General features: G+C 41.3%; 10 protein-coding genes and 1 pseudogene. 6 read left to right on the top strand and 5 right to left on the bottom strand.

Going from position 1 to position 12,305, the window contains the following annotated elements; translation table 11 throughout:
* Positions 1–185 precede the first annotated feature (185 nt).
* Positions 186–878, top strand: a complete 693-nt coding sequence (locus SLP02_RS17560) for a PHP domain-containing protein (RefSeq protein ID WP_413467396.1) — start codon at positions 186–188, stop codon at positions 876–878.
* Positions 879–1,427: 549 nt separating this feature from the next.
* Here the strand turns inward: SLP02_RS17560 and SLP02_RS17555 are convergent.
* The 3 genes from SLP02_RS17555 to ndhC are packed head-to-tail and all read right to left on the bottom strand — an operon-like array spanning position 1,428 to position 3,047.
* Positions 1,428–1,967 (bottom strand): NAD(P)H-quinone oxidoreductase subunit J, encoded by a 540-nt coding sequence (locus SLP02_RS17555; RefSeq protein WP_319422032.1) that lies wholly within the window; start codon positions 1,965–1,967, stop codon positions 1,428–1,430.
* A complete protein-coding gene (locus SLP02_RS17550; protein ID WP_319422031.1) occupies positions 1,960–2,694 on the bottom strand; it encodes an NADH dehydrogenase subunit K in 735 nt (244 codons plus the stop codon). The genes SLP02_RS17555 and SLP02_RS17550 overlap by 8 nt, the downstream gene beginning before the upstream one ends.
* On the bottom strand, positions 2,685–3,047 hold the full coding sequence (ndhC, locus tag SLP02_RS17545) for a photosynthetic/respiratory NAD(P)H-quinone oxidoreductase subunit C (RefSeq protein WP_096723038.1): 363 nt from the start codon (positions 3,045–3,047) through the stop codon (positions 2,685–2,687). The genes SLP02_RS17550 and ndhC overlap by 10 nt, the downstream gene beginning before the upstream one ends.
* 27 nt (positions 3,048–3,074) lie before the next feature.
* Between ndhC and SLP02_RS17540 the strand changes: the two genes are divergently transcribed.
* The 5 genes and pseudogenes from SLP02_RS17540 to SLP02_RS17520 all read left to right on the top strand — a co-directional run bounded on the left by SLP02_RS17540 (position 3,075) and on the right by SLP02_RS17520 (position 10,381).
* Positions 3,075–3,389, top strand: a complete 315-nt coding sequence (locus SLP02_RS17540; RefSeq protein ID WP_319422030.1) for a hypothetical protein — start codon at positions 3,075–3,077, stop codon at positions 3,387–3,389.
* Between the two features lie 519 nt (positions 3,390–3,908).
* Complete coding sequence (locus SLP02_RS17535; protein WP_319422029.1) at positions 3,909–5,180, top strand: efflux RND transporter periplasmic adaptor subunit; 1,272 nt, start codon at positions 3,909–3,911, stop codon at positions 5,178–5,180.
* A gap of 382 nt (positions 5,181–5,562) precedes the next feature.
* Positions 5,563–8,826: an efflux RND transporter permease subunit gene (locus SLP02_RS17530; RefSeq protein ID WP_319422028.1), complete on the top strand. Its 3,264-nt coding sequence runs from the start codon at positions 5,563–5,565 to the stop codon at positions 8,824–8,826.
* 132 nt (positions 8,827–8,958) lie between these two features.
* Positions 8,959–10,020 (top strand): annotated as a pseudogene (locus SLP02_RS17525) (IS630 family transposase).
* 82 nt (positions 10,021–10,102) lie between these two features.
* Complete coding sequence (locus SLP02_RS17520; RefSeq protein ID WP_319422027.1) at positions 10,103–10,381, top strand: hypothetical protein; 279 nt, start codon at positions 10,103–10,105, stop codon at positions 10,379–10,381.
* Positions 10,382–10,438: 57 nt separating this feature from the next.
* On the opposite strand, the gene SLP02_RS17515 is transcribed toward SLP02_RS17520, so the two are convergent.
* Positions 10,439–10,732 carry a hypothetical protein gene (locus SLP02_RS17515; protein ID WP_319422026.1) on the bottom strand — a complete coding sequence of 98 codons (294 nt, stop codon included), beginning with the start codon at positions 10,730–10,732 and terminating at the stop codon, positions 10,439–10,441.
* Positions 10,733–10,957: 225 nt separating this feature from the next.
* Positions 10,958–12,286 carry a phospholipase D-like domain-containing protein gene (locus SLP02_RS17510; RefSeq protein ID WP_319422025.1) on the bottom strand — a complete coding sequence of 443 codons (1,329 nt, stop codon included), beginning with the start codon at positions 12,284–12,286 and terminating at the stop codon, positions 10,958–10,960.
* Positions 12,287–12,305 lie beyond the last annotated feature (19 nt).

The following is a 12,305-nucleotide window of genomic DNA, read 5'->3' as shown; positions in this document are numbered from 1 at the left end:
TTAGATAACTTTATATCTATTTTTAATTATTAAACTGTAGGCTTGGAAATCCATATTAGGTATAATTGTCAATGGTTTTAATCTTTTTTTTATCATTGCTCGTTCCTAGTTATGCTTCCCAGTAGGTATTTTATTTTGTTATGGTATTTGTAACCAATAGAAACATTTTCTCCCCTTTGATGTGCATGGTTGCTATGTATCCTTTCAAACCAAAAACACAGGACACTGTTTACCTCAAGAGTGTCTGGGAAACTATTAGCTATGTTAGTTGTCCCTATGCTTTTAACTTTCATATGCACACCACTGCTTCAGATGGTAGACTAACACCATTATCCCTGGTGCAACAGGCGATCGCTATTGGACTTCAAGGTTTTGCGATTACAGACCATCATTCGGTTAGCGGCTATCGACAAGCCGAACAATATCTTTCAGATCTAGGCTTTAAAAGTAAAGTAGAAAACCTGCCTCATTTATGGACAGGGGTAGAAATTACATCCAAGCTGTTAGAGGTAGAAGTACATATATTGGGTTATGGCTTCGATCCCGAACATCCTTCTTTAGAGCTATATCTTCAAGGAGAAAAGCCTTTAGGCAAAGATGCAGCAGCTAAACAGGTAATTGATTGTCTTCACCAAGCTGGAGGCTTAGTGGTACTAGCTCATCCAGAACGCTATCGCCGTTCTGGAAACCGATTAATTCCAGCAGTTGCCGAATTAGAAATTGATGGTGTAGAAACTTACTATGCTTATGATAATCCTAAAATCTGGAGACCTAGCCCCAATAAAACTAAAAACGTGCAAGAATTAGCTAAAAAACACAATCTCTATAGTACCTGTGGCACTGATACTCATGGATTAAGTCTATTACAAAGAATATAGCGATGAATTTACATCCAGTATTGAGTTTAAAAATATTAAAATACTGTAAATAAATAATTAGTCTGACATTGCTGCATTCAAAAAAACTAGAGTTGGCTGAGTTTTCAATAGTACCATTAAAGTTTTTGCTGCATCATTTACGGCAATAACACAATAGCCAGCAGGATTTTAAATTTGCGTAATATTTTGACCGACATGGGGGTTATGATCGACGCAGACAACCAGAGGCAAATCTAGTTCTTGAATATATAATCGCTTTTGAGCTTGATATTTTGCTTGATTATCGATCGCAGTTTGCTAATTGCCGCTCAGGAATTTGCTGTAAGGCGATCGCTTTATTTCTTACAAAATAATTTGATATTTAAATATTTTAACAATTTAAATAATTTGAGAAAGCCTTAAAATTACTCTGATTTGGATAAGTTTTGAACAAGTTTAGAAATAAAAAGATGTAGAAACTTAAAAATTGTGTTTCTACATCCAGTGATTTGAATCAAAAATATGGCAATTAATAGCTACTATCTCAATAGTTATCAACTATTTATTAAATTAATAAGCATCCTGTAACTCAAAAAATTCAGGGGATATATAGTCTTTTCTCAAAGGCCAACCAACCCAATCTTCGTTCATCAAAATACGCTTGAGATTAGGATGACCTTCGTAGACAATACCGAACATATCATAGCTTTCCCGCTCTTGCCAGTCTGCTGCCTTCCAAATCCAGTAAACTGAAGGAACTTGAGGATTATCTCTCGGCAAAAAGACTTTTAGACGAACTTCTTCGGCTTGCTCTACATCATCGTCAACTTTAATTAAATGATAAAAGCTAACTAGTTCTTTGCCTGGTCCTAAATCATAAGCCCCTTGACACTGGAGGTAGTTATAACCATAAGCATATAAAGCAGTGGCAATAGGCAACAATAAATCTGCATCTACCTTAATCATTTCAATATTAGAGGTGTCAGGATTTAAAGCCTCGTTATCAAAACCATTTTCAGTTAGCCAGCTAGAAGTCTGACCTGCAGTAACTATTTCTGAGGCTGCCACCTCTTTATCAGGATTTTGATTCTCTTTCTTTTCTTCAACCACGTTCTACCTCTTCTTTTTCTGCTGACTCTATTGCAGGTAAGGGCATTCCCATTGCTTCGGCGAGCTTCCTAGGTGGTGCTTGACGAGTTTGAGACTGCACGTATTTACCAGTTAAAATTGGCTCTACAGCCTTCATGTTGTGTGCAGTGCTGTAGTAACGATGGGTCTGCTCTAAAACTTCGGCTCGCTCCTGTAAAGATTGATTAGAAATCTTCTTGCGTAGCTTGATGATGGCATCAAAAATAGCCTCTGGACGAGGAGGACAGCCAGGAATATATACATCCACGGGAATTAATTTATCTACTCCTCTGACTGCGGTAGTAGAGTCGGTACTAAACATTCCTCCTGTGATAGTACAAGCACCCATAGCAATTACATACTTGGGTTCAGGCATTCCCTCATAAAGTCGGACTAAAGCAGGAGCCATTTTCATAGTGATTGTACCTGCGGTAATAATCAAATCCGATTGGCGAGGACTTGAACGAGGGACTAAACCATAGCGGTCAAAATCAAATCTAGAGCCAATTAAAGCTGCAAATTCAATAAAGCAACAGGCTGTACCATATAGCATGGGCCACAGGCTAGAGAGTTTTGCCCAATTATAAAGATCGTCTACCGTAGTTAAAATGACATTTTCTGATAAATCCTGAGTGACCTTGGTCGGGTTAATCGGATTAAGAATTTTTTCTGCTTGCTGTTGTTCAAATGTTTGGGAATTCATGACCATTCCAAAGCTCCTTTTCTCCACGCGTATACTAAAGCAACTACCAAGATGGCAATAAATATTAATGCTTCTACAAATGCTAACAATCCTAAGCGGCTGAAAGCTACTGCCCAGGGATATAAAAATACTGTTTCTACATCAAAGACAACGAAAACCAAAGCGAACATATAATAACGGATATTAAATTGAATCCAGGCTCCCCCAATAGGTTCCATTCCAGATTCGTAAGTTGTTTGACGTTCAGGACCGCCGTTACTGGGTCTTAGTAGTTTAGAAGCAGTTAGAGCTAGGGCTGGAACTGCACTACAGATAAGTAAGAAACCCAAGAAATATTCATAGCCATTGAGAACAAACAATTTTGATTTATTACTCCCTAGTAAATTGTGTATGTTTTAACCAACGATCGCAGTACCAAGGCGCACCTCCACATATGTCTGTCCGTTCATGTCGGAGGTGGCGGAGTAATCTGTGACTATCACTGGCTAACTTTTATTAATTGTAATAGAATACCCTGTATTTTGATTTTGAAAAAAGATTTGCAGGAATTTAACTCTTATTCTGGTATTGTTGTCTTTTTGAAAAAAGCAGTAGAAAGAAAAACTGCTATTAAGCCTTATAACTTAGAGATTGTCTATCGAGGGAATTCTTTGTCAGTGGGTATCAATCCTAAATTTCCCTGGATAAAATATATTAAGTAAATCTAGCGCGAAAACTGTATTCGAGCCGCTCGCATTTTGGTATGACCATAAAAAAGAATTTTTAGAAGATTGTCGGTGTTTGGATAATAGCAAACGCGATCGCTATGGGGATTTAACTTTACAAATTGAAAAAGACAAAGCTCTTAAATCTCAACAGAAAACCAAATTGAAATACCGTGGCGTTACTTATTATCGTTAATCGTCATTGTTGAATTCAAACATGAATCTATATATTTTTTAGTTCTCAAATGCCCCCTTACAGGCAATTCTAAGGGTAGGGGGGCGCGACGCGATGCCGGGGAATCAAATCTCAATTCGGCAATGCCAAACTTATCTTCTACTGCATGGGTGCAGTTCGTTTGTTCTGGCTTGAGAATGAGCCTCTGTTTAACTCAAGCCTAAAAAGAATAATTTTTATCAATAGCACGATCGTCGCTCGCCCTATCTCCGCGAATATAGAACATAGACGGTAGAAAATATCTAGAGAGAAGTATTAACGTTTAAAATATTTTAGTTTACATGAAAGTTAGAACGACTATTAAAAGGCGTTTATCTCCTGTCCTATTGGGAGCAACCCTATCGATTTCATTTTTGAGTACTGCCTGCAATTCTAGCTCAGATGCCACTGATGCCAAGGAAAATACTGAGGCAAGTGCTATACCCGTTAAAATAGCAAAATTACAGTCCGCTACAATTGGCGATCGCTCGGAATTTGTCGGTAACTTAGAAGCGGTTAAAATCGTTGAGGTTAATCCCGAAATTCAAGGACGCATTAAAAAGATTTTAGTTGAGGCTGGGGAACGAGTCGAGGCAGGGCAAACCATCATGGAGCTAGAGCCTGGAGAAAGCGCACCCAACTATCAAGCAGCTTTAGAAGGGGTCAATGTAGCCAAAGACGATTATCAAAATGCTCTTAAGCAACTCGACATTGCTAAAGCTAAACGCAATAGTGCAAAAACTAACTACGATTTAGTTAGTAAGTATGTACCGCGCGTGCAGAAGCTGTTTGAAGAAGGTGGAGTGGCACAAGTCCGCTTAGACGAAACATTACAGAAAGCCGAAGCAGCAAAAAACGATTTAATTAGCGCAGAACAAGATGTTTCTACCGCCGAAGTTCAAATAAACCAAGCAAAAACTAATATTCGTCAGGCACAGGCAAAGGCGGATGCTTCTTCGGTAAGTACGGGTTTTAAGACAATTAAAGCTCCTATAGCTGGAGTTATAGATAATTTTCCTGTGAAGGAGGGAGCTTATGTAAGTGCTGGTCAATCTGTGGTGGCGAGAATAACCCAATCAGATGAGCTATTCTTAAATATTCAAGTCCCTTCGAGTCGAGCAAACCAGCTTAAGCTAGGTTTACCGTTAGATTTAATCGATCCTACCAGCAAAGAAAAATTATCTACAGGTAAGCTTACCTTTATCTCGCCAACGGTTGACCCAGAAAACCAAACTATTTTAGCAAGAGCACGTTTTAAGAACGAAGGTGAATTGCGAAATGGACAATATGTGCAGGCACGTCTTACTTGGGACACCGAGCGCGGAATTTTAGTTCCGACTGGGGCGATTTCTCGCACGGGAGGAAAGGAATTTGTCTATCAGTTAAACAATGAACCTAACAAAAACGATAAACAGGTAGTTAACATGACCCCCGTAGAGTTGGGACCGATTCAGGACAATAGTTATCAGGTCACTTCTGGACTAGAAACAGGCGATCGCATTGCCGTCTCGAACATCCTCAAGCTGCGAGATGGTGCGCCCGTTAAACCAGAATCTAATCAACCAGAATCTTAAGCAGGTTCTAGGTTGACTGCTTTAACGTTGCTGATTTTAAAATGCCCCCTTTGGGTGGGCGTGGAATATGCCCTTTAACTCAGGGCATTTCCGCCCACCCTAAATCCCCCAAGACGAGCGACCCCCTAAAGGGTTCAACAGTTTGACGGGCGACATAAACGCCTGGGAAACCACAGGCGACGCGCCCTCCTTATGCCGGGGAACCAGTCCACCGCAACTGTCTCACCGCGTCGCCGAAGGGCTTGCCCGCACGTACGCGCGAGTGGGGGACTTGAAGTTATCTTGACTCCCCCAGGATTGGGGGCAGGGGGGCGGAATCATATTCCACCTCAGACGCAACTTTTAAATTATCGATCGCCAACCTTCAAATGTTTAATTAATTATGGCTTTATTCTCCATCGCTGGAAACTTTATTAAACGTCCCGTACTAACTACGGTTTGTACCATTGTCATTGTCCTGGTGGGAGGAGTCTGTATTCCTCTGCTACCAATTAACTATCTGCCCGATGTTTCCCCCGTTCAAATTCAGGTGTCAAGTACCTACACAGGGGCTGATGTAGAAACTATCGAAGATACCGTTACCACAATTTTGGAAGAGGAAATTAACGGTGTCCCAGGAATGGATTACTCAACTTCTGAGAGCTATGCTGGTAGTAGTAATATCTCAATTTATTTCCCTACGGGAACGGATAAGGATATTGCTCAGGTTAACGTCCAAAACCGCGTAGCCCAGGCTTTACCACAGTTGCCCAGTCCAGTCCAACAAAGGGGGGTTACTACCAAAGCAGCATCTAGTAGCATCCTCTTGATCTTTGGTATTTATAGCGAAAAAGGAGTCTACAATGACATTTTCGTTAGTAACTATGTCGATGCCAATGTCACTAATGTTTTAAAGCGGATTGAGGGCGTAGGAGACGTTACCGTATTTGGGGCCAAACAAAATGCGATGCGACTCTGGCTCGATCCTCAAGCTCTAGCTGCTAGAGGATTAACCGTATTGGATGTATCTCAAGCTGTTAGTTCGCAAAACGTAGTGGTGGGCGCGGGTTCTATTGGTCAAGAGCCTAACCCTGGAGATCAAGATTATGAGCTACCAGTTCGGATTCAAGGTCGCCTTCAAGGTAAAGCTGAGTTTGAAAATTTGGTAGTCAAAACTTTAGAAAGTGGCGCGGTGGTGCATCTGCGGGATGTGGGCTATGCAGAAATTGGTGCAGAAAACTATACTGCCAATGCTCGCGTTAATGGACAAGAAGGCATTGGTATTGCTATCTCTCAACTTCCTGGAAGTAATGCCCTAGATGTCGGTAATAACGTCAAAGATGCCATGGATGAATTGAGTCAGAATTTTCCTCCAGGATTGGTTAAATCTCTAGTTTACGATACCACTGAGTTTATTCAAGTATCGATCAAAGAGGTTTTTATAACCTTGCTCCAGGCGATCGCTCTGGTAATCATCATCATTTTTATCTTTCTGCAAGATTGGCGCACCACCGTTATTCCGGCAGTGGCAATTCCAGTCTCACTTATAGGTGCATTGGGATTTGCTTTTGCTTTCGGATTTTCACTTAACAGTTTGACTTTGTTTGGCTTAATTCTAGCTACAGGGTTAGTTGTAGATGATGCGATCGTTATTGTCGAAGCAATTACCGCCAAGATCGAAGCAGGAATGACACCGAAAAAGGCATCTTTTGAAGCGATGGACGAGATTGCTGGGGCAGTTCTTTCCACCTCTGTAGTACTGATGGCAGTATTTATTCCCGTGGCGTTTTTCCCAGGAACAACTGGGATACTTTACCAGCAGTTTGCCTTAATTATTGCCTTTTCCGTGCTTGTGTCAACCTTTAACGCCCTGACTTTTACCCCCGCTATGTCTGCAATCTTGTTGCGATCGCAAGAACAAAAGCAGTCAGGTAATGGCAAAAAAGGATTTTTGGACAAGATATTTACGCCATTTAATCGGTTTTTAAGCTGGGTTATAGACCGATACACGGCCTTCGTTAAGTTTCTCATTCGCCTTCGCTACATTGTAATTGGCTTGTTTGTCCTGGGTCTATTTGCCACCTATATGGTGTTTAAAGCAGTGCCTGGAGGCTTTGTTCCCCCAGAGGATCAGGGGGTTTTCTTGGGAATCATCCAAGCTCCTGATGGAGTATCCTTGAGCTATACGGATCGAGTTACCAAGTTTGTCTCCGAGACTTTTGAAAATACTCCCGAAGTAGAAGATTATTTTGTCGCTAGCGGTATTGGTTTGGAAGGTGCAGGCCCCAATAAAGGGGTGTTCTTTGCCAAACTCAAGTCTTGGGATGAGCGAACTGGATCGGATCAAACCGCAGAAAGCGTTATCCAACGACTTAACCAACAATTCTATGTAAATCAAAATGCGACCATTGCTGCTTTTAACCTACCGCCCATTCCTGGGTTTAGCTCCACTGGAGGGATTGAACTACAGCTACAAAACCAAAGTGGCGGAAGCCTGGATATCGATAATTTTCTAGCCAATGCTCAAGAAATTATTGCTCAAGCCAATAAGTCACCTGCGGTTGGCTCGGCTTTTACCCAGTTCTCAGCCAGTACCCCTCAACTACAGGTAGACATCAATCGCGATCGCCTCGAAGCTCTAGATGTTGATTTTGAGTCGGCACTACAAACCATTGGCGCTTTGGTAGGTTCTCAATATGTCAACGACTTTACTCTAGAGGGACGCAGCTATCGGGTATTTTTACAGGCTGAGGGCGAAGCTCGTAATTCTCCTGACGATCTAGAGAATCTTTACGTGCGATCGCGGGGAGGACAAATGATTCTTCTGGGAGAAATAGCCACAATTTCTCGTATTATTGGCCCCCAGATTATTTATCACTACAACGGCGATCGCTCGATCAAAATTCAGGCAGAGGCAGCCGAAGATTCTTCTACTGGTCAAGCGATCGCAGCAATTGATGAAGCAGTAGCAAAATCGTCTTTACCTGGAGTCACTGGAGATTGGATTGGTTTGGCTAAAGAAGAACTGGCTGCTGGTAGTTTAGGAGCATTAGTATTTCTCTTTGGGATCATCATGGTCTTTCTGACTCTCTCGGCTCAGTACGAAAGCTATATCGATCCCCTAATCATTCTGTTAACTGTTCCTTTGGCGATCTTAGGTGCTTTATCTTTTATTGGCTTGGCAGGATTAGACAACAACGTCTATGTCCAGGTGGCACTAGTAATGTTGATTGGTCTTGCCAGTAAAAACGCGATTTTGATTGTGGAACTTGCCAACCAAACGCGAGAGACAGGAGTTTCTATTGTCAAATCAGCACAAGAAGCTGCCCAAGAACGTTTCCGTCCGATCCTGATGACTGCGGTATCTTCTTTAGTTGGTTTCTTCCCCTTGGTTATTGCTTCTGGAGCGGGTTCGGCTTCCCGTCGGTCAATTGGAACGGCTCTGGTTGGCGGACTACTGGTATCTACGATACTGAGCTTTTTGGTCGTACCAGTCCTCTATGTGGTTATCAAAAGCTTAGAAGCGAAATTTCTTAATAAGAAACCGCCAAAAGATGATGCAGACGATTCTAACGGTCGTGTAAAAGATGCAAAAAATCTAGAAAGGAGCGATCGCGCCGATACTCCCGCCTCAACTCGCTTTCAAGAAGGTGATAATCCAGTTTAAACGAGCGATCGCTCGTAGCTGAAAGCTAAGGGCTAAGAGCTAAAAGCTACGTACTAAGTAGGGAGGGATGAAAAAGATAAAGTATGTAAAGATAATTAAAGTCGAAGATTAGACAAATTAAGGAAAATCGAGATGGGAGCAAGGCTGAGAATCTTCTTGAACAGAGAAGAAGATAGAACATTACTAGAGTTAAGAACGGCGACAACTGTTCCTCAAAGAGTCAAAGACAGAGGCTCAATGCTACGACTCAATAATCGAGGATGGTACATCGAAGACATTGCAGTTCATTTTGATTGTCATCGACAGACTGTCCGAGAAGCAATCAAAAGATGGCAAAAATTGGGGTTAGCAGGGTTATGGGAAGCTAGAGGAAGAGGAGGGAAAAAACGTTATTCAGAAGAAGATTTAGAACATCTCGAACAGAGTTTAGAAAATGAACAGCGAACCTACAACAGCAAACAACTGTCACAAAAACTAGCCAGAGAAAGACAAATTCAATTGAGTCCTGAGCATCTACGAAGGGTACTCAAAAAAAGGGGATAATTTGGAAACGAACTCGCCAGTCTCATAGTCAACGCCAAGACCAGAAACACTACCGCAATTAAGCAAGCTGACTTAGATATGTTGGAATTAAGTGCAGCAGCAGAAGAGGTTGACCTATTTTATCTCGATGAATCGGGATTTTGTATGTGGACACCCGTAAGTTACAGCTACTTTTTTCGCGGAAAACAGAAAAGACTCGAACAGACTAAGAGAAGAGGAAGACGCTTAAGCATCTTGGGGCTTTGGCAACCATCAGTTAAGTTTACTTATGGTCTGGCTATTGGTAGCTTCAATAGCAAAAGCTATATAAAAATGATGGATGAGCAAGCAAAGCTTGCACAGTCACAATTGAAGCGCACGGGAAAAATTAGAGTCATCGTACAAGACAATGGTTCAATCCACAAAAGCCAAAAAGTACAGCAGAAATGGTCACAATGGGAGGCAATGGGATTATACCTGTTTTTCTTGCCACCATATTGTTCACAGATGAATCCGATTGAAGTAGAGTGGCATCAAATAAAAACTCATGAGCTAGTAGGGCAAATGTTTGAAGATGAATTAGACCTTGCTTATGCAGTTATGTCTGGAATAGAAGCCAGAGGAATAACTGGAGAATACTCGATAGAACGTTTTCGATTTAATTCTAGCTAAACATTCTGTTACATAACTAAGCTTTTTCTTGTCTACCCACTTAGTTTATTTGAACATAACCATTTCACACAAAGCGAAAATTATGAACCAACGTAAAATCTGGTTTGCTGGTGTAGTGACAGCAGCACTTGGTGTCGGCATTGGCTTAGTGCTGGCAAAGATTGTAAAAACTCCCTACACCAGTAAAAACTATCAAAACTTAGAACAGACTTATATGTTAATCTGTGGCACTGGAGGGCTGATTGTCGGGACAACCCAAGAAGCTTTACGTCAGCTTCAAGCACAGCGCGATCTAGAAGAAGCTGAGGTGCTGCGCGATCGCCTAAAAAACCAACAGATTTCCCGAAATCAGAAAAAATAATCTTACAGATAGTTGTATTTTAGGGAGTCTATCCGCTGCTGTGACCGTTGGTCAATATTATAAATAGCTAGAAACGGAACGTAATTGATTAGGAATAGGTGTAGTTTCAGGAAATTCTAAACAGGTTTCTTTTTCTCCTAAATATCCAGATTCGGTGAAAGAGATTAACATTCTGGCAAGAGCTACCCAAACTTCTGCATCGTATTCCCAATCTTTGTTTCTAGACGTAAAACAGGCAATAGATTTTAACGCCCAGAAGTAACTATTGCGTACCACAGAGCCACCTTTTTTGTAGGGTGGCAAATCTTGGTGGGCAACAAATAATATATCGTTTTCTAATCTCACCTGCACTAATTACAATCCTTCAATTATTTAATTATGAGTGTTTAATAGCTTATGTAGCATTACGCAAAAACGTGTTTGACATTTTTTCAACTGTTACTTGCTACTTATTACTTGTTACTTTCAAGCCAATCACCCTCACTGTCCTGTCTTGGTGCGCGTACATGCGGCTAAAGCCTTTGTCTTGCGCCTAACGGCGACGCGGGGTCGCACCGCTAATCTAATCTTGTACGACTATAGTTGCCATTGGAAAAAATCTACTGTATTACCAATAATACGGTGTTTAATTAGCGATCGCTTTTGCCAATGCTCAAGAGTTATACGTTTGCTTTGGGCAAAGCCTTTTTCAAAAGTGTCTTTAATGCCTTGTACTAATTCAGGTTGCGCGCTACAAATGTCTAGCTCTTCATTATGGCAAAAACTGCGCGGGTCAAAATTGGCACTACCCGTAGTCGCCCAAATATCATCAATCAAGAGTAATTTAGCATGAGTCATACTAGGCTGAAATTCATAGATTTCTACACCGCCTCGCAATAAATTGCCGTAGTGTTCAAATGAAGCATAGTAAACAGGTTTTTTATCGCTACGTTGGCTGGTGGTAAGAATGCGAACATCTACTCCATCTTGCTTGGCTGCAACTAATATATCTATGGAGTTGTTATCAGGAAGAAAATAAGGACTAGCTAACCAAATTCTTTTTCTAGCGCAGAGAATACTGTTGCATTTAAATGACTGAATTGGTGAGAAACGGATTCGAGGATTTGCTCCTGGGACAACTAACATTAGGTTGGAGTCTTGCTTTTCGCTTGTATCTTTTTCCCTGCCATTACTAAAATTCGGGAATTTATTCCTACCCAAATCCGCTGTGCCATCATCAAACGTCCAGTGTTGACAAAACACTCCTTCTAAAATACTAATTATTTCTCCTTCGATACGCATCTCCACATCTAACCATGGCTGAGTATCATCTTTTTTTTCGATACCGTCCCAAAGATCGGAAATTCCCGCTCCACCTACTAAGCCAAATTGGCTATCAATCAATAGTAGCTTGCGGTGAGTCCGTCCAGCATAATCTAAAGGAGCTTTCCAATTGGGAGGATTAAAAAAGGAGACTTTTACTCCCGCACCCCGCAAACGTCGCCAATAATTGTCTGATATGTCTTTTGTTCCATAATGATCGACAACCAGACGAATTTCAACCCCCGCAGAAGCTCTTTCTGCTAAGGCAACGGCAAAATTATCTGCCCGTTTTCCTGGAGTCATAAAGAAAGTCTCAAAGTCGATTGTATGTTGTGCCTTGCTAATTGCATCTATACGAGCTTGTTGAATTTTATCAGGCTCATTCCAAAAATCTGTAATAACACCATCGGTCATAAAAGAATTGGTAATACTGGCAAGGGTAAAAGGAAATTGTGGCTCGTCTGGGCGGGGTGCGTGTTTTACTTTGTAGTTAATGCGATCGCGAAATGCCCCCCGCAGATAAAAACCAATGAAAAGAGCTAGGCTGAGGACTAAAAAAGCAATAAACAGCCACCAGAGAACAGATTGAATTGTTGCCCACATAAGAAATTCGCTTAAATTT

It is taken from the genome of Pleurocapsa sp. FMAR1, assembly GCF_963665995.1.
Taxonomy (GTDB): Bacteria; Cyanobacteriota; Cyanobacteriia; order Cyanobacteriales; family Xenococcaceae; genus Waterburya.
Note: the sequence above shows the minus strand (reverse complement) of the source record. Positions and strands in the feature narration are given on the sequence as shown.

Coding starts and splice junctions, on each gene's coding strand:
- SLP02_RS17560 (WP_413467396.1), top strand. CDS start 186: ATGGTTGCTATGTATCCTTTCAAACCAAAAACACAGGACACTGTTTAC.
- SLP02_RS17550 (WP_319422031.1), bottom strand. CDS start 2,694: ATGGTCATGAATTCCCAAACATTTGAACAACAGCAAGCAGAAAAAATT.
- SLP02_RS17535 (WP_319422029.1), top strand. CDS start 3,909: ATGAAAGTTAGAACGACTATTAAAAGGCGTTTATCTCCTGTCCTATTG.
- SLP02_RS17530 (WP_319422028.1), top strand. CDS start 5,563: ATGGCTTTATTCTCCATCGCTGGAAACTTTATTAAACGTCCCGTACTA.
- SLP02_RS17520 (WP_319422027.1), top strand. CDS start 10,103: ATGAACCAACGTAAAATCTGGTTTGCTGGTGTAGTGACAGCAGCACTT.
- SLP02_RS17510 (WP_319422025.1), bottom strand. CDS start 12,286: ATGTGGGCAACAATTCAATCTGTTCTCTGGTGGCTGTTTATTGCTTTT.